This is a genomic window from Paenirhizobium selenitireducens ATCC BAA-1503 (assembly GCF_900492185.1).
GTDB classification, from domain to species: Bacteria; Pseudomonadota; Alphaproteobacteria; order Rhizobiales; family Rhizobiaceae; genus Allorhizobium; species Allorhizobium selenitireducens_A.
In genome coordinates, this window is sequence record NZ_UEYP01000001.1 from 59,631 (window position 1) to 82,046 (window position 22,416).

Below are 22,416 nucleotides of genomic sequence, written 5' to 3' on the forward strand. Positions count from 1 at the left end.
CGTCCGGCCTCAATGCCCCTGGAGCGGGCAGGGTCCCCAGCCCGATCCCTTGCGGTAGTGCTTCTCGTTCTGGCAGGGCGAGCCATCGGTGGTGTTGCGCGATCCGCACCGGCGCGCCGTGCCGTCCTTGGCAAGCCCCTTGGCCCGCTCCTTGCGAAGGGCGGACAGAAGATCCTTGCGCCTTTCCCGTTCATCGATCCAGGCTTCCCTGTGGTCGGGCAGAAGGGACAGGATCTCCTCCGCCTCGCTGATGAGCTCCTCGGCATTGGCAATATTGCCGGGCGTCTCCGGCGGCACCTTGTGGCCCTTCCTCTTGCACTCGGCGATCATCCTGTTCTGCCGGGCGATATATTGCTGGTACTCCCGGATATGCCGCCGCTCCATCGACTCGGCGTCGGCATTGCGCTGGATCTGCGAGCGGGCATCCGCCAGCTCGCTCGCGTATTTGCTGATGGCGTCGTCGAAGTCGCTGATCGACCCCGGATAGGGATCCGGCTCGCCCAGCGCGTCGCCGGGCGTCAAGGATGGCCATTTCGGAATGCTCGGCACGTCTGACAGTTTCGGCATGATCTCCCCCCAGCTTGTCCCTGCGTGGACCACTTGAAGGGCCACGCCCCAACGGCCTTCGATGCGGCCGCGAGAGAATATCAGCGCGATCTGCAACCTGCGTCAAACACTCTTTCGTACAGGTTGCGTTGGCTGCCTGTGATCGGAACTTGGCTTCGATTTCGGCGCAGGCAGAAGACGATCGCCCGCGGTAGGAGGACGGCCGTTCGACGCAGGCCGGCCTGCGCAATTGCCGCTCTGCGCCGTTCGGATTATACAGCTCTGGCTCCCAAGGGCGGGACCGCGATCGATCGGGCTGAAGGCCGCGTCTCCCGCCGCTCCCACCGCAATCAAGAGGACGGATATGGCACGCATGAGAGACGCAACGACACGCAGCGGGGCGATCGCCGCGCTCCTGTTCGGCTCGCCGCTCTGCATCATCCTCTCTGCCAGCCCGGCCTCCGCCCATGCGCTGGGCGGCGTGATGGGCGGTTTCGGCAGCGGCTTCGGCCATCCGCTGGCCGGCTTCGACCACTTCCTCGCCATGCTGGCGGTCGGGCTATGGGGTGCGCAGATGGGCGGGCGTTCCGTCTGGACGCTGCCCGCGACCTTCCCGCTGATCATGTGCATCGGCGGCATTTTCGGCATGCTCGGCATCGGTCCCGGCGCCTATATCGAAACCGGCATCGCGCTCTCGCTGATCGTGCTCGGCGGGGCGATCGCCGCGCGCTGGATAGCGCCCGAGTGGGCGGCGCTGATGATCGTCGCGATCTTCGCCTTCTTCCACGGCTATCCGCACGGCCAGGAGGCGCCGCGCGCCGTCGATCCGGCCGCCTATACCGTCGGCTTCGTCGTCTCGACCGGCCTCATCCACATCCTCGGCATCGGCGTCGGCTTCGGTCTGGGACGGTATTATCAGGGCAGGATCGTGCGGGCGCTCGGCCTTGCCATTGCCGCCTGCGGCGTCTATTTCCTCGTCACCTGAGCAGGCGCGCGACGTACCGCCTTTTTGCGGCTCAGCCTTCCAGAGGGGCGACCTTGCGGCCCGGAACAAGGCCAAGCACGACGGCACAGCCGGCGATGATGACGACCGCGCCGACCATCTGGACGATCGACAGCGGCTCGCCGAGGAAGACGGCCCCGACCAGGACGGCGATCGCGGTGACGGCAAATTCCACGCTGATCGCCCGCGTCGCGCCGATCGAGGCGACCAGGCCGAAATAGAGCACATAGGTCATGGCGCTCATCACCACGGCGGCGATCAGCAGATAGCCGTAGTCGATCAGGCGCGGCACATCCGGCACCGGCACGACGAAGAGCAGCGGCAGGGTCATCAGCCCGCCCATCAGGAAGGCGCCGATCGTCACCTCCCAGGCGCCGGTGCCCTTCAGCCTGTGGCTGGCATAATTGCTGCCGAAGGCGGCGCAGACGCAGGCAAACAGCGCGCCGGCGCAGCCAAGTACGAAGGCCGCATCCACCGGCACGGCCGGAAAGCCGACCAGAAGCACCACGCCAACGAAACCGATGACGAGCCCGATTAGACGCTCCGGCGTGATCCGCTCCAGGCCGAGCAACTGGCCGATCACCATGGCGAACATCGGAATGGTCGCCACCAGGATCGCCGCCATGGCCGTGCCGATCAGCGGCGTGGCATAGGAAAGCCCGATCAGCTGCCCGGCCACGGTGGTTGCCCCGACCACGGCAAACGGCCACCAGCCGGCGCGGAATCTCAGGCTCCGCCCGCTGACGCGCGCCAGGAGGAAAAGCGTGATCCCGGCGATGAAGGAGCGAAAGGTGACGGCGCCGACCCAGCCGAAGGCCGAGACGATCTTCAGCACCAGCAGAAACGACAGGCCCCAGGCGACAGCCAGAAACGCATAGGCGGCAAGATCCTTGGGCTTCATCGCAGGTCCTGGAAAATCCGCGCGGCGGCGGGATAGGGGAGATGAGAAGTAAGCTGATTATCGCTGGCGGCGGACGGGGTCAAGGTGAGCGAGGAACGCGAATAGCATTCAGGATACCGGCCTAGGAAGTCCCCTGGACGTATCCCGCCGTCAAAAGCGACCATGAAATGATTGACTGGGCAGCAATGAAGAGAAGAAAGAAATGGTACGGTTGGGGGGTCTCGAACCTCCGACCTCAGGTGCCACAAACCTGCGCTCTAACCAACTGAGCTACAACCGCACATCGGGCGTCCAAGACGCCTTGAGGGGTCACATACGGACAGTTGGCGTCTTTTTCAAGCCTTTTTTGCACCAAACGAAAAAAGGCCGGGGCAAGTGCCCCGGCCTCAAGTCCTTGGGAGGACATGTGTCTTTGATCAGGCGGCCTTGAAGGTCGACATGACCTTTTCAGCGGCTTCCTTGCCCGGCTTCACGACCGTTTCGGCAACCTTCTTGACGGCTTCCTGCATGGTCTTGGCCTGTTCGACGGTGACTTCGGCCTGCTTGCGGATGAAGGAGGTCTGCAGTTCGACCAGTTCGGCGATCGACTTCACGCCGAGCAGGGCTTCCATGTGCGACAGCGACATTTCGGCATTGGTGCGCAGCGCGTCGATGGCCTTGAGGCCGAGTTCGACGGTGCCGGCCTGGGCGGTCTGCAGCGTGGTCTCGACGGTCTTGGTGGCTTCTTCGGTCGCGGTCTTCATCTTGGCATAGGCGTCCTTCGACTGAGCGGCGCCCTTTTCGGCGAAGTCGCGGAAGGTTTCGTTGACCTTTGCCGGGTCGAAGGCGGTGGCGGAGAAGGAGAAGACGTCCTTTTGGGAATTGGCAGCCATGTCAGTGATCCTCATCTTTGAGCGGGTCAGCGATGGGCGGGCCCGGTTGTGTTCGATGAACCTCATATAGCACCGCCCATTGTGCATTGCAATATTATTGTGCGCCGCAACATAGATTTTCTCGCGTCCGCCGCGGATTAACCCTGTTGGTCGAAACAGTCGCACCTTGCTGGACCCGAAAGCCGTGCCTAGCTATTAAAAATCTGTTAATTTGCCGCAGGTGACGGCAATTGCTAAGACAGGTCCCAGGATGCCCGCTCCATACCCGTTCATCGACGTCGCCGTTCACGACAGCATCCGCACGCGCTTTGCCCGGGGCGAGGCGCTCGTCGTGTTTTCGCCCGCGCTCGACCGGGTGCTGTGGGCCAATGGGGCCGGGGCGCGCTTCTTCGGCAATGCCTCGATCTACGACCTCATCGAGGAAGGGCCGAACCGTGGCGACGTCGCCTTCCGCCAGATCGAGGGCGTGGCGCGCCAGCTTGGCGCGGTCGGCGACAGCCGTTCGCTGCTGTTGCGCATCGCGTCGGGCTTCCAGCGCGTTCCCGTGACGGCGACGGCGGAAATGCTCGAGATCCGTCGCGGCGAGCCCGTCATTCTCCTCTCCGTCCCGCCGCTCGGAAAGGCCGGCAGCCTTGCCGAGCGCGCCGGTGACATGCTGAGCGGCTTCGACGATCCCGACACCCACATGGCCGTGCTCGACGGGGACGGCCGGGTGGTCGTCGCCTCGGCGAAATTCGCCGGTCTCGGCATTACCGCGCAGACCGCCCGCACGCTGGTGACGCTGGCCGGCACGGATGCCGACCATCTGGTCAAGCGGCCTATCCCGACCGGACGGGGCTATCTGCCCGCCGCCATCGGCAAGCTCAGCGACGATCCGGCGCTGCATCTCCTGTTCGCCGTGGAAACCATCCTCGGCACCATGGACCCGACCGACCAGTTCCAGAGCGAGGAACCGGCCCCTGCGGTCGCCCCGGCGACAATCGTCACGCAGGCCTCCGCCGCCGAACCGGCCCTCTCCGCCGAGACCGCGGCCGTGGTGACCGCCGGCGTGGTCGAGGCCGAAGCCGGATTTGCCGATGTCGTCGAAGCGATCGGCGAGATCGAGGACTTCGACGGCGACGAGATCGAGGCGCTGGACGAGGCCTTGGAAGACGAAGCGGCCGAAGACCGGGTTTCCGAAGAGGGTCCGGACGAGGTCGCGACACCGGAGGACGCGGTGCTTGCCGAAGCTGCGGCCGAGGTGGTCGCGACCTTCGAGGAGGAAGCCGGCCCCCTCGCCGACACCGAGGCCGACGCCCTTTCGGCCGATGCCGGGGAGACCGTCGCGCTGACCGACTCAGTTTCGCCAGTTGAGGCCACCGACGCCATGCCGGAGATTACGCCGGACGCGCCTACTGCCGCCGACATGGGCTCCGACGCAAAAGCCGAGGAGTCGGACACCGTTGCCGGAACCTCGGCCGAGACGGTCCGCGCCGTCGGGGCCGAGGCGGCATCCTTCCCATCCTCGCGCGCTGCTCCAGGCCCCGCCTTCGTCTTTTCGCCGGAACGGCGCGCCACACGGTTCGTCTGGAAGATCGACGCCGACGGGCGGTTCTGCGATGTCTCGGCCGAGTTCGCCGAGGCCGTCGGCCCGCGTGCCGCCGACATCAACGGCATCGCCTTTGCCGACCTCGCCGCCCTGTTCAACCTCGATCCGGAGGGAAAGATCGGCGAACTGCTGAAGAAGCGCGACACCTGGTCGGGCAAGACGATCCACTGGCCGGTGGAAGGCACGACCCTGATGGTGCCCGTCGATCTCGCCGCATTGCCGACCTATACCCGCAGCCGCGACTTCGACGGCTTTCGCGGCTTCGGCATCGTCCGGCTGGCCGATGCGGTCGAAGACCCGAACCGCACCGGCCTGACCTTCGCCGCGCCCGCATCACCGAACGAATCGGTGGCGGCTGGCATGATCGAGCCGACGGCAGAGCCCGTGCCCGTCGTCCCGCTGGTCGATGTCCGGCCGCAGGACGCGCCCGCTGCGGATCTGGCAGACGATGCGACCGAGGGCGAACAGCCCGTGTCCTTACCCGAGCCGTCGATCAGCGCGTCCGAAATGCCGGCCGTTGCCGACGGGTCGCAGACCGCCGCGCCCGCGCCCCTCGCCGAAGTGCCGGCAACGAGCGGCGAGCCGGACCTCTTCGAGACGGCCACAGAGACGGCCGAACCGACCGGGCGCGCCGCGGTGGAGCCTCCGGCGCTGCAGATCGTCCAGACGCCCGGCCGCCGCCATTCCGACAAGGTGGTGCAGCTCGAGGAACGTCGCGCCCGCGGCAAGGAGGGCCTGACGCCCGGCGAACAGGCCGCCTTCCTGGAGATCGCCCGCAAGCTCGACCCGCAAGGTTTGCGGGAAAAGGCCGCCGAGGCCCTAAGCGAGATCCGCCGCAACGAGGCCGGGGTCTCGGCGATGGAGACCTCGGAGGGGAACAAGTCCAAACCGGACGCTGCCGAGGAGCGTGCAGCGGAGGTACAGGCCGCCGAAATCGAGACGGGCGAAATCGAGACCAGTGAGATCAAGACAGGCGAGATCAAGACAGGCGAGATCAAGGCGGGTGAATTGTCCAAAGCGCCGGATGCTCTACAATCGGTTCCGCATGCGCCCGTCGCCGACGTCCCCACGCCGCAGGCGCCGGACGCGACAGGGTCTTGGCCGGTCGATCCGGCCGTCGAGGAATTCGCCACGCTGCGTCTCAAGCGCGACAATGCGCTCTCGGCCGAAATCGTCGACCTCATGCCGGTCGCGCTTCTGATCCATGTCGGCGACCGGCTGATCCACGCCAATCCGGAATTCCTGGCGCTGACCGGCTATGCCTCGATCGAGGATCTCGATACCGCCGGCGGCCTCGACGTGCTGATCCAGCGGCAGGATCTGGAGGGGGCGAGCGAAGAGGCGGGCCGGGTCGTCATCGTACGCGCCGACGACCGGTTGGTGCCGGTCACGGCGCGCCTGCAATCGGTGCGCTTCGAGCGGGCGACCGCCCTGATGCTGGCGCTGATCCCGGCAGCCGATGCAGCGCCGGGCACGGCCGAGAAACCCGCAGCGGCCTCGACCGTCGTTCCGCTCCCCGTCGCCGAACCGCGGGGCGAGGCCCGCGCCGAACAACTGGCCCGCCTGCAGGTGGAGGTCGACGAATTGCGGTCGATCCTCGAGACGGCGACCGATGGCGTCGTCATCCTCGATGCCAATGGCGACATCCGCTCGCTCAACCGGGCGGCCAGCGCGCTGTTCAACTTCGACGAGACGGAAACGCGCGGCAAGCCGTTCGTCATGCTGTTTGCCCATGAGAGCCAGAAATCGATCCTCGACTATCTCGGCGGGCTTTCCGGCCATGGGGTCGCAAGCGTCCTCAACGACGGCCGCGAGGTGATCGGCCGCGAAGCCTCGGGCGGTTTCCTGCCGCTGTTCATGACGATCGGCAAGCTCACCTCGTCGAACGGCTATTGCGCGGTGATCCGCGACATCACCCAATGGAAGCGGACCGAGGAAGAATTGCGCAACGCCAAGCGCGCCGCCGAGACCGCCAATGCCCACAAGAGCGACTTCCTCGCCCGCGTCAGCCATGAGATCCGCACGCCGCTCAACGCCATCATCGGCTTTGCCGACATGATGGCCAGCGAGCATTTCGGCCCGCTCGGCCATCCGCGCTACGGCGAATATGCCAATGACATCGTGCGCTCCGGCCGGCACGTGCTCGACATCGTCAACGACCTGCTCGACATTTCCAAGATCGAGGCAGGCGAGATGGATCTCGATTTCACCGCCGTGGGCCTGAACGAAACGGTCCAGGCGGCGGTCTCGATCATCCAGCCGCAGGCCAACGGCCAGCGCGTCATCATCCGGACCGCGCTGTCGCAGGCCGTGCCCAACGTCGTCGCCGACATGCGCTCGATCAAGCAGATCGTCCTCAACATCCTGGCCAACGCCATCCGCTTCACCCCGTCGGGCGGCCAGATCATCGTCTCGACCGCCTATGAGGCGAACGGCAGCGTGGCGCTGAGGATCCGCGACACCGGCATCGGCATGAGCCGCACCGAGCTCGAACAGGCGATGAAGCCGTTCCGCCAGGTGCAGACCGGTGCGCGCAATCGTGGGGACGGCACCGGGCTCGGCCTGCCGCTGACCAAGGCCATGGTCGACGCCAACCGCGCCCATTTCTCCATCTCGTCCTCGCCCAACGAAGGCACGCTGGTGGAGATCATCTTCCCGTCGCAGCGCGTGCTGGCGGACTGAGCCGAAGGCCGGCCCGCGACCAATCCGATACGCGGCAGGAAAGGCCTGACGATCTGGCCTTTCCTGCCTCCTGGAAAAAGGGCTGCCCCTGCGGCCCGTCCACCAGGCATTGCCAAACCCGTTTCCTTCCCGGCCGGTTTCGGCTAGACCGGCTCAGGCACGGTGGCGTCCAGCGCCGCCGGCCTCTTGGGATAACGCAGGGAGACCAGCCTTGGCAGCGGAAGCGCGCATGGCGCAGACAAAGGATTGCGAGCCGATGCGGCGGCGGCTGTCTCTCCCGACGATCGCGGCGATCGCCGTGTCGGCCCTCGTCGCCATGCCGATCGTCGCCATCTTCCTGATCGGGCTTGGCGGCGGCAGCGACAACTGGCAGCACATGCTGACCAATGTCGTGCCGCGCGCCGCCGGCCGCACCCTGCTCCTGCTGGCCTTGACCGGCGCGTTGACCGCCTCCATCGGCATCGTCAGCGCCTGGCTGGTGGCATCCTGCGACTTCCCCTTCCGCCGCCTGCTGTCGGTGGCGCTGGTGCTGCCGCTCGCCATACCGTCCTATCTCGCAGCCTATGCCTTCGGCGAATTCCTCGATTTCACCGGCCCCGTGCAAGGCCTCTATCGCAGCCTGTCCGGCTTTGCCTCGGCGCGGGACTACAGCTTTCCCGACGTGCGCTCGCTCGGCGGCGCCGTGCTGGTCATGACGGCGGTGCTCTACCCTTACGTCTATCTCGCCTGTCGCTCAATGTTCCTGATGCAGGGCCGGGCGGCGGCCGATGTGGCACGCACGCTCGGCGCCGGTCCATGGCGCGTCTTTTCGCAGGTCCAGGTGCCGATGGCCCGACCGGCCATCATGGTCGGGCTGACGCTGGTGATGATGGAAACGCTGAACGACATCGGTGCGGTCGAATATCTCGGCGTCCAGACGCTGACCTTTTCGATCTACGACACCTGGCTCAACCGCGGCAGCCTCGCCGGCGCCGCCCAGATCGCCTCCGTGCTGCTCGTCTTCGTCGTGCTTCTGTTGTGGATCGAGCGTCGGGCGCGCCGCCGCCAGCGCTTCGCCAGCCACAAGACGACCGCCGTCACCATCGACGCCGTGCGCCTGAAGCTCGCCGGTTGGCGCGGCTGGGGCGCGGCGCTCCTCTGCGCCCTGCCCGTCCTGGTCGGCTTCGTCATCCCCGTCGCGGTGCTGGCCGGATTTGCCCTGCGCCGCCTCGACGATTTCGCCGAACCGCGCCTCCTCGAGGCCCTCGGCAATTCGGTCCTGGTTTCCTCGGCGGCGGCCCTGCTCACCGTCATCCTCGCCTTCGTGCTGGCCTATGCCGTCAGGACCGAACGATCGCGGCTCACTGCCGGCGCAAGTCGCCTCGCCTCGCTCGGCTACGGCATTCCCGGAACCGTCCTCGGCATCGGCGTGCTGATACCGCTGGCGAGGCTCGACAACCTGATGGATGGCGCCCTGCGCTCCGCGTTCGGCGTCTCCTCCGGCCTGCTTCTTTCCGGCACCGGCTTTGCCATCGTCTATGCGGCGACCGTGCGCTTCCTCACCATGGCCGAAGGCACGATCGACGCCGGCTTCCAGAAGCTCTCGCCGCATCTCGACATGGCAGCACGCACGCTGGGCCGCAATGCGTGGCAGACCTTCCGGCAGGTTCTCCTGCCGAACATGCGCCCCGCTGTCTTGACCGCGGCTCTGCTGGTGTTCATCGAGACGCTGAAGGAACTCTCGGCCACCATCCTGCTGCGGCCGTTCAACTTCAACACGCTGGCGACGCTGGTTTACGAGGATGCCTCGCGCTCGAAGGTGCAGGATGCCTCGGTGGCTGCGATCATCATCATCCTGGCCGGCCTGATCCCGGTCATCCTGGTGTCCCGCTCGCTCGACCGACCTCGCTGACCCGGGGCGAGCCCATGAAAAAAGGGCGGCTTGCGCCGCCCTGAAAATTCATGCTGTCCAACTGGAGCTTGGGTCGATCAACATCATGTATCGTGAACCAGAGGTTCCAAGCCGCACGTTCATGGTGGGCCTCCAACTTGGTCAAGGTATGCCAAATGCGTCTTAACAAGTCGTTACCCGAGGTGACGGATGTCACCCCGATTGACGCATTTCCAACCCGCCGCCTTGTTCTTTGGCAGCCAAATCCCTCGTATGTCAGGACTTCAGCTCTTCGAGCCCGGCAAACAGGTCGAGTGCCTCCGGATTGGCCAGCGCTTCCTTGTTCTTCACCGTCCGCCCATGCACCACGTCGCGTACCGCCAGTTCGACGATCTTGCCCGACTTGGTGCGCGGAATGTCGGCGACCTGAATCACCTTGGCCGGCACATGGCGCGGCGAGGCGCCGGTGCGGATGCGGGTCTTGATCGCCTTGATGAGGTCCTCGTCCAGCGCGCGTTCGGCGGCAAGCCGGACGAACAGTACGACGCGCACGTCGTCGTCCCAGTCCTGGCCGATGCACAGCGCCTCGAGCACCTCTTCCATCTGTTCGACCTGGTTGTAGATCTCGGCCGTGCCGATGCGCACGCCGCCCGGATTCAGTGTGGCATCGGAGCGGCCGTGAATGACGATGCCGTCATGGGCGGTCCATTCGGCAAAGTCGCCGTGGCACCAGACATTGTCGAAACGCTCGAAATAGGCGGCGCGATACTTGGCACCGTCCGGATCGTTCCAGAACATGATCGGCATCGACGGGAAGGCTTTTGTGCAGACCAGCTCGCCCTTTTCGCCGCGCACCGGCCGGCCCTCGTCGTCCCACACATCGATCGCGAGACCGAGGCCCGGCCCCTGGATCTCACCGCGCCAGACGGGCTTCAGCGGATTGCCGAGCACGAAGCAGGAGACGATGTCGGTGCCGCCGGAGATCGAGGCGAGATGGATATCGGACTTGATCCCCTCGTAGACAAAGGAGAAGCCCTCCGGCGACAGCGGTGAACCGGTCGAGGTCATCATCCGCAACGAGGAGAGATCATGGGTGGTGTTCGGCGTGAAGCCACCCTTGCGCACGGCGTCGATATACTTGGCCGAGGTGCCGAAAAAGGCGAACTGCTCCTCGGCCGCATAGTCGAACAGCACATTGCCGTCGGGATAGAAGGGCGAGCCGTCATAGAGGCAGAGCGTTGCGCCGGAGGCCAGTCCCGAGACCAGCCAGTTCCACATCATCCAGCCGCAAGTGGTGAAATAGAAGAACCGCTCGCCCTTTTCGAGGCCGCAATGGAAGCGCTGTTCTTTCAGGTGCTGCAACAGCGTGCCGCCGGCCGAATGGACGATGCACTTGGGCACCCCCGTCGTGCCGGAGGAAAACAGGATATAAAGCGGATGCGAGAACGGCAGCGGCTCGAAGGCGATCTCGCCGGCCTCATATGGCGCAACGAAGTCGGCGAGCGTCCTTGCCCCCGGCACCGCCTCCGCAATCGCCGGAGCGTCGCCCGCATAGGCGATGACGACCAGCGGCACGCCGAGCTTGGCAGAGACCGCCTTGACCTTTTCCGCCGTATCCTGCCGCTTGCCGTTATACCAGTAGCCGTCGACCGCGAGGAACAGCTTGGGCTCGATCTGGCCGAACCGATCAAGCACACCCTGTTCGCCGAAGTCGGGAGAGCAGGACGACCATATGGCACCGATCGAAGCCGCCGCCAGCATCAGCGCCACGGTTTCCGGCATGTTCGGCACCATGGCGGCGACGCGGTCGCCCTTCTCGATTCCCATGGCACGGAAAGCCTGCTGCAGACGCGATACGGCATGGCGCAACCGATCCCACGACCAGCGGTCCTCGGCCTGGTCCTCGCCGCGGAAGATCATCGCGTCGTCGTCGCCGCTTTCACTCAGCAGGTTCTCGGCGAAGTTAAGCCGGGCATCGGGGAAGAACCGCGCGTCGAGCATGACGTCGCCGTTTTCCAAAAGCCGCTCGCCCTTCTCTCCCTTGACGCCGCAATAGTCCCAGACGGCCGACCAGAAGGCGGCGCGGTCGTCGACCGACCATTGATGGAAGGCATCATAGTCGGAGAAATCGCGACCAACGCGCGTACTGCACCAGGTCATGAAGCGGTACATCGGCGACGACTTGATCTGGCTGTCGGACGGGGTCCAGAGCGGCATTTCCTGTTGCATTCGTTCCTCCTCAAAAACATAGCCTGTATAGCAGTTTGCAGCGCAATATAAAGTCCCGGAGGAGACAGCCGGTTTGCATGCCGGCGGCAATTCCTATATCCGGCAGAACGATGAGACCGGGCCGTTGCCCGGCCGATGGAGCCCGGGGTCCTTCATGCCCGACGAGCGCAGACCAGGCGAACAGTGCCGGCGCCGACAACCGGCCGTGCGACGCATCCTGGGCGTGATCCTAGTTGCGCTTGTCGTCGTCTCGGCGCTGTTCGTCATATCGCGCATCGCCGCCCCCTATCTCGTCTCCTCGGGCCTCGTGCGCTCCGCCATGGAGGGGGCCGTTTCGCGATGGACCGGCCATCGGGTGTCGATGTCCGGCACGCCGGAGATCGAATTCTGGCCGAAGCCGCGGGTGTCGCTCAATGGCGTTACGATCAGCAAGCCCGGCGCTGACGGGATGAAGGTGCTCGGACGGATCGAAAAGCTGTCAGCGACCTTCGGCCTCTATTCGGCGATGCGCGGCCGGCCACAGTTCGACGCATTCCACCTGCTGCGCCCGCGTTTCCATGTGGACCGGGATAACAACGGCCGGCTCGATTGGGCGAGCGAAGGCCTGTTGAGCGCCGCGGTGCGCGAGGTCGAGCCACGCGACGGGGATGCGCAGATGCTCGGGCCCGAATTCGACGCATCCGTCGGCGCTGTCACGATCGAGGACGGCTCGATCGAACTCACCGACGAGGCCTCCGGTCATCTGCTCGTGGCCAATGGCATATCGGCCGATATCGCCTGGCCGAGGCTGTCACAGGCGCTCAAGGCCACCGCCTTGCTCGATGCCGGCGGGCTCGCCATCAAGCTGGACTTCTCCTCGCCGCAGCCGCTATTGCTGTTCTCCGGCAGGGACGCGCGCTTGAACGCCACCCTCGATGCCGCCGCCTTTGCCGCGCGGTTCGACGGCGTCGTCAATCTCACCGACGGCCTCTTCCGCTCGGGCGGGCTCGCGCTCAGCGCCAAGGATATTGCGGCACTCAAGGCGTGGAGCGGCATCCGCCTTGCCGGCCTCGACAATGTCAAGCAGGCGCAGTTGACGGCCGAACTGGCGCGGGTCGGCGAGGAACTGCGCCTCGACGGCCTGGAATTCGACGTCAACGACATCCATGGCACCGGCATCCTGTCGCTGTCGCGCCCGGCTGGGGCCAAACCGCGGGTCAGCGGCACGCTGGCCTTCGACCGGCTGAACATCACCCGGTTGCTTTCCGCCTTCTCACTCGACCTTCCCTCGGCTGACGAGGAGAGCCAGGCGACGGAGCGTCCGCCGCGCCTGCTGCAATGGCTGGATTTCGACCTGACGCTGTCGGCCACTCGCGCCGACCTGCCCCCATTCGAACTGGGCGATGTCGCCGCCAGCATTCTCGCGACCGGCAAGGCGGCGCAGTTCGACATCGCCGACGCGGCCTTTGAAGGCGGCGACCTGACCGCGAGCTTCATCGGTGCCGGCAGCGGCTTTGCCCGCGGCGGCGACCTGACGCTTTCGATCCGCAATGCCGATTTCGCCGCTGTTGCCGATCACCTGAAGGTCGCGGGACCGGTGGCGCGCGGCAGGGGCTCGGTCGACCTCACCGTCAATACCAGGCAGCCCCCCTGGGAGACCGGCCTGTCAGACATGTCCGGCACCTTCACCTTCGCCTCACAAGGGGGCGTGCTGACCGGCATCGACGCGCCGGCGATCCGCAGGCTGGCGTCGACCAGCGCCTATTTCCAGCTGAGCGCCGGTGGTGACGGGTCGATGCCCTATGACCGGCTCGACTACAGCGCCCGCTTCGCCAGCGGTAGGGCCGAAGTGCTGAAAGCCCGCCTCGTCGGCCCGGACGAGACGCTGACCGTCAGTGGGATCGTGCCCTATGCCGACAATGCGCTGGCCCTTCTGGGCGAGCTGTCGGCCACCGATCCGGCCGGCGAGGCAGCCTTTCCGCGCCTGCGTTTCTTCATCGGTGGCGCCTGGCCGGACCCGGTCATCACCCCCATCTATCTCCCGCCTGCAAATCCCCTAAAATAAGCGCGAATCAACGGTGGACCGGAGCATGAGCGGCCCGGTGCACGAGCGCAAAGGGGCTTGCGGTGTATCGGTTTGTCACGGGTCTCATCAAGATCGCGCTGGCTTCGCTGCTGGCAGGCAGCCTCATGGCCTTCATCGGCATCTCGACCGACAGCATGCTCGCCCTCTTCGGCATGACGGCGGAGGAATTCTGGAGCGGGGTGCAAGCCGCCGGCGCCTGGGCCAGCCCGCGCATCCTGCTCGGCGCGGTCATCGTCCTGCCGGTCTGGCTCCTCACCTACCTGCTCATGCCGCGGCGCGACGGTTGAGGAAGGACCGGAAAGCGAGGCTCAGGCCGCTTGGGCCGCCACATGCTCGTCGCGCTGTCTTTGCAGTTCCCGCCGCTTGGTGGTGATCGAGGCGATGATGACACCGATGGTGACGAGGCCGATCAGGATCGAACACACTGCATTGATCTCCGGCGTCACCCCAAGCCGCACCTGGCTGTAGATCTTGATCGGCAGCGTGGTGGCGCCGGGGCCGGTGGTGAAGGAGGCGATGACCAGGTCGTCGAGCGACAGTGTGAAAGCGAGCATCCAGCCCGACACCACGGCCGGCATGATCAGCGGCAGGGTGATCCTGAAGAAGGTCTTGACCGGTGGTGAACCAAGATCGAGCGCCGCTTCCTCGAGGCTGGTGTCGAAGGTGAGCAATCTCGACTGCACGACGATCGCCACGTAGCACATGGTGAATGTCGTATGGGCGATGGTGACGGTCATCAGGCTGCGGTCGATGTCGAGCGCGACGAACAGCAGCAGCAACGACAGGCCGGTGATGACCTCCGGCATGACCAGCGGCGCATAGACCATGCCGGAAAAAAGCAGACGACCGGGGAATCGGCCATAGCGCACCAGCGCCAGCGCCGCCAGCGTTCCAAGGATCGTGCCGAACGACGCACTGAGCAGGCCGACGCGGGCCGTCACCCAGGCGGCGCTCATCAGGCCCTCGTTGGACCACATCTGGCTGTACCATTTCAGCGAGAAGCCGCCCCATACGGTGACCAGCTTGGAATCGTTGAAGGAATAGATCACCAGGATGATGATCGGGATATAGAGGAAGGCGAAGCCGAAGGTGAGGATGGTCGCGTCGAATTTGCCGGGTTTCATGGTTTCGCCCTCACACCTTCTGCTGCTGGTTCTGGAAGATGGCGATCGGCACCACCAGCAAAAGCAGCAGCAGGACGGCCACGGCCGAGGCGAGCGGCCAGTCGCGGTTGCTGAAGAACTCGGTCCACAGCGTCTTGCCGATCATCAGCGTCTCGGCCCCGCCAAGCAGGTCGGGAATGACGAATTCGCCGGTGATCGGGATGAAGCAGATCATCGAGCCGGCGATCACGCCGGGGATCGACAGCGGGAACGTGATCCGCCAGAAGGCCTTCCACGGCGGGCAGCCGAGATCGCTTGCCGCCTCGAGCAGCGTGCCGTCGAGCTTTTCCAGCGCGGCATAGAGCGGCAGGACCATGAAGGGCAGATAGGAATAGACGATGCCTATATAGACGGCGATGTCGGTGCGGTAGATCTGCACCTGCTCGTCGGGCCCGTAGAGACCGATCGCCTGCAGCAGCAGCGTCAAAAGGCCTTCCGGCTTCAGGATGCCGATCCAGGCATAGACGCGGATCAGGAAGGAGGTCCAGAACGGCAGGATCACCAGCATCAGCAGGGTGGGCCGGATCGAGACCGGCGCGCGCGCCATGGAAAGGGCGATCGGATAGCCGATCAAAAGCAGAAGGAAGGTCGAGATTACCGCAATCTTGAGCGACGACAGATAGGCGTTCACGTAGAGCGAATCTTGGGTCAGGAAGAGGTAGTTCTCGAAATCCAGTTCCGAAAAGAACGATCCGATAGCCGACAGTCCGTCGAACACCGGAACATAGGGCGGCATGGCGATCGCCGTGTCCGACAGCGAGATCTTCACGATGATGAAGAACGGCGCCATGAAGAACAGCACCATCCACAGATAAGGTATGAGCACGACCAGCCAGCGCGCTGGCGAAGAGGTCGGTGATGGGGCTAACGTGGCGTCGCTCATGGCCTTGATCCCTCAGCGCGTCAGCACGAGGCCGGCATCGACCGGCCAGCTGAGCCAGACCTTGTCGTCCACCGTGATGGGGCGGTCGACGAGGCGATGGGTATTGGCCTGCGCGGCTCGGAAGGTGCTGCCATCGGCAAGCTTGACGATGAAGACCGAAAAGTCACCGAGATAGCCGATGTCCCAGACCTCGCCGGACAGCGCATTGACCGAGGTATCGGCCGGGGGCTCACTGCCGATGCGGACCTTCTCCGGCCGGATAGCGAAGGCAACCGGAGCACCGGGCTCGGCCTTGCAGGCGGGTTGGTCGACCACCACCCGGAGACCATTGGTGCAAACCACGGTGGCCAGCGCACCTTCCGCCACTTTCTCCACCGTCTCGAGCCTGCCCTCGACGATATTGATGTCACCGATGAAGTCGGCGACATAGCGGCTGTTCGGCGCCTCGTAGATTTCGGCCGGCGTCGCCACCTGCATGATCTCGCCCTTGTCCATGACCGCAATGCGGTCGGACACGGTCATCGCCTCCTCCTGATCGTGGGTGACGATCAGGAAGGTGGTGCCGAGCGTCTGCTGGATGTCCATCAGCTCGAACTGGGTTTCCTCGCGCAGCTTGCGGTCGAGCGCGCCGAGCGGCTCGTCGAGCAACAGCACCTTCGGCCGCTTGGCGAGCGAGCGGGCGAGCGCCACGCGCTGGCGCTGGCCGCCGGAGAGCTGGTTCGGCTTGCGCTTGGCGAATTCCTGGAGTTTGACGAGTTTCAGCATCTCGGCGACGCGCGCATCGATCTCCTCCTTCGGCAGACGATCCTGTTCCAGGCCGAAGGCGATGTTCTTGGCGACCGTCATGTGCGGGAACAGCGCATACGACTGGAACATCATATTGGTCGGTCGCCGATAGGGCGGCACGCCGGATATGTCCTTGCCTTGCAGCAGGATGCGGCCTTCTGTCGGCTCCTCGAAGCCGGCCAGCATGCGCATCAGCGTGGTCTTGCCGCAGCCCGACGGCCCGAGCAGCGAGAAGAATTCGCGCTCATAGATGTCGAGGGTAAGATCCTTGACGGCGGTGAAGTCGCCGAAGCGCTTCGTCACGTTCTCGAACCGGATGAAGGGGACCGATGCGGGATCGGTCCACGGAGAAAATTTGCGCTTTACCGGTCCCAGAGATTTCGCCATCGCCCGATCCAAATGCCTATTGAAAAAAACAGTCCAAAGAAACCGGGCGCCTTGAGGCGCCCGGTTGGTCTTGATCCGATCAGTTGCCGGTCTTGATCTGGGTCCAGACCCGGTTCAGGACGCGCTGTTCCTTCGGTCCGTAGGGCGAGATGGTGAAGAGCTTCTTGACCGTCTCGGCATCCGGATAGACCGACGGGTTCTTGAAGACTTCCTCGTCGAGCAGAGCCTGCGAGGCCAGGTTGCCGTTGGCGTATTGGACGTAGTTCGAGGCCTTGGCGATGACCTCGGGCTTCATCAGGAAGTTGATGAAGGCATGGGCTTCCTCGACGTTCTTGGCATCCGCCGGGATCGCCAGGTTGTCGAACCACATATAGGTGCCTTCCTTCGGGATCACGTAGTTGATCTCGACGCCGTTCTTGGCTTCCTCCGCGCGGGCCTTGGCCTGCAGGATGTCGCCCGACCAGCCGATGGTCATGCAGATATCGCCATTGGCGAGATCGTCGATATAGGAGGAGGAGTTGAAGGTCTTCACGAAGGGGCGAATCTTCATGTAGACATCGCCGCCGGCCTCCAGGTCAGCCGTTTCCTTGCTGTCCGGGTCCTTGCCGATATAGTTCATCGAAATGGCGAAGGTCTCGTCGGATGCGTCGAGGATGTTGATGCCGCAGGATTTCAGCTTCTCGGCGTTCTCGGGTTTGAAGATCGCATCCCAGCTGTCAACCTTGAAATCCGCACCGAGCGCCGCCTTGACCTTCTCGACATTGTAGCCGATGCCGGTGGTGCCCCACATGTAGTTGACGGCATATTCGTTGCCCGGATCGTACTTGGCCAGGCGCTCCATGATGTCCGGCCACATGTTGGACAGGTTCGGCAGCTTGGACTTGTCGAGCTTCTGGAAGACGCCGGCCTGGATCTGGCGGGCGAGGAAAGGCCCGGTCGGCACGACGACGTCATAGCCGGAGCCGCCGGCGAGCAGCTTGGTCTCGACGATCTCGTTCGAATCGAAGACGTCATAGACGACCTTGATGCCGGTTTCCTTGGTGAAGTCCTCGAGAACCGACTCGTCGATATAGTCGGACCAATTGTAGACGTGCACGACGCCCTCGGCCTTTGCCGCGGATGCCATAGCCAGCGTCACCATTGCGGCGGACGCCAAAAAACGCATGAGATCGGTCTTCATTTTCTCTCCTGTTCCAGCCTCCGAGCCTGACGCCCGATCAGCCATTCCCTCTTTTTTTTACCAGACTAGAAAGGAAATGGACGGGCGACAAGGGGTAATCTTCGCAGCTGCAAACCCTCGCCCGGGCTACTGGAAATCGAACGCGGAGAGGCCCGTGACCATTTCGTCGAGTCCAAGCGGGCGCGTCACCGGCGGCTCGGCACGGGCGAGACAGCCCTGCCTTTCGCAGAGCCGGCAGGCTGTCCCCACCGCCACAGGGCCAAGCGTCGAGCCCGCCACCACCTGGCCATAGACCACCTCCTCGCGATGGGCGATGTCGCAGGCAACCAGCAGGGCGGTGCGCCGCACCCGCTCGTTGAAGCCGGCCTGCGGTCCGTCGAGCGTGCGCGACATGGTGAGAAAGCCGGTGCCGTCCGGCATTTCCACGTGATCGACCAGAACCTGGCCCGGCTGGGCGAAGGCGGCATGGATATTGAGCTTGGGACAGCTGCCGCCGAACTTCGCCTGGGGGAAACCCTGCGCGCCGGCCTTGCGGAAGCGATGGCCGGCATTGTCGACCTCGAGCATGAAGAAGGGCACGCCGGATGCTCCCGGTCGCTGCAGCATGGTCAGGCGGTTGGCCGCCTGCTCGTATGACACGTTGAAGCGCGAGCGCAGCATGTCGATGTCGTAGCGCGCGCGCTGTGCCGCAGCAAGAAAGGCGCCATAGGGCATGATGACGGCATGGGCCGCATAGCGCGCCAGCTCGAAGCGCCCGAGGCGCTTGGCCTCGCCGGTCGAAAAGGCCAGCCCTTCCAGTTCGGCGGCGATCTCATCGCCGAAGGCCAGAAGACCGGCTTCCATCGCCACCTCGCGCAACTGGTCGAAGGGCGACAGCCGCTCGGACAGGAACAGCCGCATCGAGTGGCGGTCGTAGCGACGACGAAGATTGGGCATGGTGTGGATCGGCAGGGTGCGCACGACAATGCCGTGCTTGGTCCGCAGCCAGCCCTTCAGCGCCGGCGCCAGATCCTCTCCCGGCGACAGGCCGAGCGAGGCATGAAAGGCCTCCGCCGCATCCTCGATGCGCGCATGAAAATTGGGCCGCTTCTCGAACTTCTCGCGCACCTCGTCGATCGGCAGGCGCGCGCCGGAGATCGAGGTCTCGTGGCCCTCGCGCGCCAGAAGCTCGGCGAGATCGGTGAGCCTTGCCGCCTGCTCGCGATAGGCGCGGTAGAGCTTGACGACGCCGGCCGCCGCATTGGGCGCCGCCTCCGCCACCTCGATCAACTCCTGGTCGCCCGGCACCTCGCCAGACAGAAGCGGATCGCCGAACACCTCACGCAGCTGGCCGGCCATGCCGCCCGCCTCGCCCTGCAGTTCGTCGAGATCGACCTTGTAGACGGCGGCGAGCTTCAACAACAATTGCACGGTGAGTGGCCGCTGGTTGCGCTCGATCAGATTGAGATAGGAGGGCGAGATCTCCAGCGCCTCGGCCATCGCCGTCTGGGTCAGGCCCAGACCATTGCGGATGCGCCGGACCCTGGGGCCCGCAAAGATCTTGTTCTCCGCCATTGTGACACACCTTTTACAACCTTGGTCGACCAGGACACGAATTTCTGAATTGACAACATTTACAGATTTACATCGCCGCAATGTCAAAGACAAGACATGCTAACCTCTTTCCGGGCACCATTTCCTCCATTTATCTGGACGTATTGTGCAGTGCGCTGTAAATCCAGTCACATCGAAAGCGGAACTTCTGCCATCCCAAGGACAGCAGCTTCGTGAAACTGAGCAAGAGGGAGTTTGCTATGACTGATTTTTACAACGTCGTTCCGAATGCGCCGAAGGGCCGCTATGACGGCATCGAGCGTCCGTACACCGCCGACGACGTCAAGCGCCTGCGCGGCTCGGTCCAGATCACCCACACGCTGGCCGAAATGGGCGCCAACCGCCTGTGGAAGCTGATCAACGAAGAACCCTTCGTCAACGCTCTTGGCGCTCTCTCGGGCAACCAGGCCATGCAGATGGTCCGCGCCGGCCTGAAGGCCATCTATCTTTCCGGCTGGCAGGTCGCCGCCGACGCCAACACCGCGTCCGCCATGTATCCGGACCAGTCGCTCTATCCGGCCAATGCCGCGCCTGAACTGGCCAAGCGCATCAACCGCACGCTGCAACGCGCCGACCAGATCGAAACTGCCGAAGGCAAGGGCCTGTCGGTCGACACCTGGTTCGCCCCGATCGTTGCCGACGCCGAAGCCGGCTTCGGCGGCCCGCTCAACGCCTTCGAAATCATGAAGGCCTTCATCGAAGCGGGTGCCGCCGGCGTTCACTTCGAAGACCAGCTCGCTTCGGAAAAGAAGTGCGGCCATCTCGGCGGCAAGGTTCTGATCCCGACGGCGGCCCATATCCGTAACCTGAACGCCGCGCGTCTCGCCGCCGACGTCATGGGCACCCCGACGCTGATCGTCGCCCGCACCGACGCCGAAGCCGCCAAGCTTCTGACATCGGACATCGACGAGCGCGACCGTCCCTTCGTCGATTACGATGCCGGCCGCACGGCGGAAGGCTTCTACCAGGTCAAGAACGGCATCGAGCCCTGCATCGCCCGTGCGATCGCTTACGCGCCGCACTGCGACATGATCTGGATGGAAACCGGCAAGCCGGACCTCGAGCAGGCCCGCAAGTTCGCCGAAGCCGTCCACAAGGCGCATCCGGGCAAGAAGCTCGCCTACAACTGCTCGCCGTCGTTCAACTGGAAGAAGAACCTCGACGACGCGACGATCGCCAAGTTCCAGAAGGAGCTGGGTGCGATGGGCTACAAGTTCCAGTTCATCACGCTCGCCGGCTTCCACCAGCTGAACTTCGGCATGTTCGAACTGGCCCGCGGCTACAAGGATCGCCAGATGGCAGCCTATTCGGAGCTGCAGGAAGCGGAATTCGCCGCCGAGGTCAACGGCTACACGGCGACCAAGCACCAGCGCGAGGTCGGCACCGGCTACTTCGACGCCGTCTCGCTGGCCATCACCGGCGGCCAGTCCTCGACCACGGCGATGAAGGAATCGACCGAAACCGAGCAGTTCAAGCCGGCCGCCGAGTAAGCCTTCGGGGCCTTGCCCCTCACCCTAGCCCTCTCCCCGCTCGCGGGGAGAGGGGACGTGCCCCGAGACGCGCAGCGGTCGATACTCCCGCGGGAGTTTGCCGCAACCGTCCTTCTCCCCGCCTGCGGGGAGAAGCTGCCGGCAGGCGGATGAGGGGCAGCTACAGACCCAACCCTGGATCAACAGTTCAAGAACCCCGCACATAAGAGGAGAAATGCCATGACCCCGCAGACCCGAGTTAAGGAACGCGCCGAAGAACAGGCTTCCGCCATGACGGCCGACCAGCAGGCCATGATCCGCATGGTCGCCAACGACCTGCACCGCCTCAACCAGTCCGTCATGAAGGCGGTCGATGCCGGCGTATCGGTCGAGCTCGTCCGCTCGGCCCGCCATCACGGTGGCGAAGGCAATTGGGGCGACCTGTTGATCCCGGTCATCGTGACCCAGGGCAAATAAGAGAGTTTCAAGGACCATCCGGGGCGTCAAAGCCCCGGGTCGGCTCCCGCGCAATGATCGCTGGCTTCGGGGGGAGCTTCACGCGGTCGCTGCGCGGGATTTTCGTTTGCGCGACTTAGAGCGGCCTGACGAGCAAGCCCTCGGCCAAAGCCTTGAAGGCCGCCACGGCCTTCGGCAGCACGTCCTCCGGATTGTCGCTTGCGGCGATCCACAGGGCCGCATTGAGCGCCGCGCCGCTCAACAGCCGCGCTGCCGCTTCGGCGTCGACGGGCTTGATCGTGCCCTCGGCGATAAGCTGTTCAACGACCACGCGCGTCGCCTGCAGGCAGCTGCTCTGGCTCGGCCACTGCGAAGGATCGCCCAGCACAGCCGGTCCATCCAGAAGCACGATGCGCTGCACCTCCTTGTCGAGCGCCATTTCGATATAGGCCACGCCCTCGTCCAGCAGGGCCTGCCATGCGCTGTTGGCGCGTGCTGCCCGCTCCTGCGCGCGCGCCGCCATCTCCGAATCGATCTGATGCACCACGGCGGCCAGCAGGCCCTTCTTGTCGCCGAAGTTATGATAGAGAGCGCCACGCGTCAGTCCCGCCCTGGCGGTAAGCTCATCCATCGAAGCCGCGGCATAGCCCTGCTCGGCAAAGGACGCTCGCGCCGCCGCAATGAGCTTGGCGCGGTTTTCTTCCATGGTTTCACTGCGCCGTTTTGCCATACCGCCCCTTAAA

The 22,416-nt window shown here is 64.7% G+C and carries 17 protein-coding genes and 1 tRNA gene; 7 read left to right on the plus strand and 11 right to left on the minus strand.

Annotated features, from left to right (window positions below; translation table 11 throughout):
• Positions 1–9 precede the first annotated feature (9 nt).
• A complete protein-coding gene (locus RHIZ70P_RS00250; RefSeq protein ID WP_147293954.1) occupies positions 10–567 on the minus strand; it encodes a hypothetical protein in 558 nt (185 codons plus the stop codon).
• Positions 568–910: 343 nt separating this feature from the next.
• Here RHIZ70P_RS00250 and RHIZ70P_RS00255 point away from each other — a divergent pair, with 343 nt between their 5' ends.
• Complete coding sequence (locus tag RHIZ70P_RS00255) at positions 911–1,531, plus strand: HupE/UreJ family protein (RefSeq protein ID WP_328588159.1); 621 nt, start codon at positions 911–913, stop codon at positions 1,529–1,531.
• Between the two features lie 31 nt (positions 1,532–1,562).
• Here RHIZ70P_RS00255 and RHIZ70P_RS00260 read toward each other — a convergent pair whose 3' ends face one another.
• The 3 genes from RHIZ70P_RS00260 to RHIZ70P_RS00270 all read right to left on the minus strand — a co-directional run bounded on the left by RHIZ70P_RS00260 (position 1,563) and on the right by RHIZ70P_RS00270 (position 3,322).
• On the minus strand, positions 1,563–2,450 hold the full coding sequence (locus RHIZ70P_RS00260) for a DMT family transporter (protein ID WP_115668385.1): 888 nt from the start codon (positions 2,448–2,450) through the stop codon (positions 1,563–1,565).
• Positions 2,451–2,653: 203 nt separating this feature from the next.
• Positions 2,654–2,730, minus strand: a tRNA-His gene (locus tag RHIZ70P_RS00265).
• A gap of 136 nt (positions 2,731–2,866) precedes the next feature.
• Complete coding sequence (locus RHIZ70P_RS00270) at positions 2,867–3,322, minus strand: phasin (RefSeq protein ID WP_115668386.1); 456 nt, start codon at positions 3,320–3,322, stop codon at positions 2,867–2,869.
• Positions 3,323–3,572: 250 nt separating this feature from the next.
• On the opposite strand from RHIZ70P_RS00270, the gene RHIZ70P_RS00275 reads away from it, so the two are divergent.
• On the plus strand, positions 3,573–7,592 hold the full coding sequence (locus RHIZ70P_RS00275; RefSeq protein ID WP_115668387.1) for an ATP-binding protein: 4,020 nt from the start codon (positions 3,573–3,575) through the stop codon (positions 7,590–7,592).
• 256 nt (positions 7,593–7,848) lie between these two features.
• Positions 7,849–9,483 (plus strand): ABC transporter permease, encoded by a 1,635-nt coding sequence (locus RHIZ70P_RS00280; RefSeq protein WP_235842127.1) that lies wholly within the window; start codon positions 7,849–7,851, stop codon positions 9,481–9,483.
• Between the two features lie 255 nt (positions 9,484–9,738).
• On the opposite strand, the gene RHIZ70P_RS00285 is transcribed toward RHIZ70P_RS00280, so the two are convergent.
• Positions 9,739–11,691, minus strand: coding sequence for an acetoacetate--CoA ligase (locus RHIZ70P_RS00285; protein WP_115668389.1), 1,953 nt, complete (start codon positions 11,689–11,691; stop codon positions 9,739–9,741).
• A 205-nt stretch (positions 11,692–11,896) separates the two neighbouring features.
• Between RHIZ70P_RS00285 and RHIZ70P_RS00290 the strand changes: the two genes are divergently transcribed.
• Positions 11,897–13,735, plus strand: a complete 1,839-nt coding sequence (locus RHIZ70P_RS00290; RefSeq protein ID WP_181903909.1) for an AsmA family protein — start codon at positions 11,897–11,899, stop codon at positions 13,733–13,735.
• A gap of 62 nt (positions 13,736–13,797) precedes the next feature.
• A complete protein-coding gene (locus tag RHIZ70P_RS00295; protein WP_115668391.1) occupies positions 13,798–14,043 on the plus strand; it encodes a DUF6460 domain-containing protein in 246 nt (81 codons plus the stop codon).
• 21 nt (positions 14,044–14,064) lie between these two features.
• Here RHIZ70P_RS00295 and RHIZ70P_RS00300 read toward each other — a convergent pair whose 3' ends face one another.
• The 5 genes from RHIZ70P_RS00300 to RHIZ70P_RS00320 form a co-directional block, all read right to left on the minus strand.
• A complete protein-coding gene (locus tag RHIZ70P_RS00300; protein ID WP_115668392.1) occupies positions 14,065–14,880 on the minus strand; it encodes an ABC transporter permease in 816 nt (271 codons plus the stop codon).
• Between the two features lie 10 nt (positions 14,881–14,890).
• Complete coding sequence (locus tag RHIZ70P_RS00305; RefSeq protein WP_115668393.1) at positions 14,891–15,802, minus strand: ABC transporter permease subunit; 912 nt, start codon at positions 15,800–15,802, stop codon at positions 14,891–14,893.
• Positions 15,803–15,814: 12 nt separating this feature from the next.
• Positions 15,815–16,975, minus strand: a complete 1,161-nt coding sequence (locus RHIZ70P_RS00310; protein ID WP_115668394.1) for an ABC transporter ATP-binding protein — start codon at positions 16,973–16,975, stop codon at positions 15,815–15,817.
• 79 nt (positions 16,976–17,054) lie between these two features.
• Positions 17,055–18,155, minus strand: coding sequence for a polyamine ABC transporter substrate-binding protein (locus RHIZ70P_RS00315; protein ID WP_115668395.1), 1,101 nt, complete (start codon positions 18,153–18,155; stop codon positions 17,055–17,057).
• A 126-nt stretch (positions 18,156–18,281) separates the two neighbouring features.
• Positions 18,282–19,709 (minus strand): helix-turn-helix domain-containing protein, encoded by a 1,428-nt coding sequence (locus tag RHIZ70P_RS00320; protein ID WP_115668396.1) that lies wholly within the window; start codon positions 19,707–19,709, stop codon positions 18,282–18,284.
• Between the two features lie 239 nt (positions 19,710–19,948).
• Between RHIZ70P_RS00320 and aceA the strand changes: the two genes are divergently transcribed.
• Positions 19,949–21,238 carry an isocitrate lyase gene (gene aceA / locus RHIZ70P_RS00325; protein WP_115668397.1) on the plus strand — a complete coding sequence of 430 codons (1,290 nt, stop codon included), beginning with the start codon at positions 19,949–19,951 and terminating at the stop codon, positions 21,236–21,238.
• 219 nt (positions 21,239–21,457) lie between these two features.
• Entirely contained in the window at positions 21,458–21,694 is a 237-nt protein-coding gene (locus RHIZ70P_RS00330; protein ID WP_028739060.1) for a hypothetical protein, read from the plus strand.
• Between the two features lie 115 nt (positions 21,695–21,809).
• Here RHIZ70P_RS00330 and RHIZ70P_RS00335 read toward each other — a convergent pair whose 3' ends face one another.
• On the minus strand, positions 21,810–22,403 hold the full coding sequence (locus RHIZ70P_RS00335; protein ID WP_115668398.1) for a TetR/AcrR family transcriptional regulator: 594 nt from the start codon (positions 22,401–22,403) through the stop codon (positions 21,810–21,812).
• Positions 22,404–22,416: the final 13 nt, after the last annotated feature.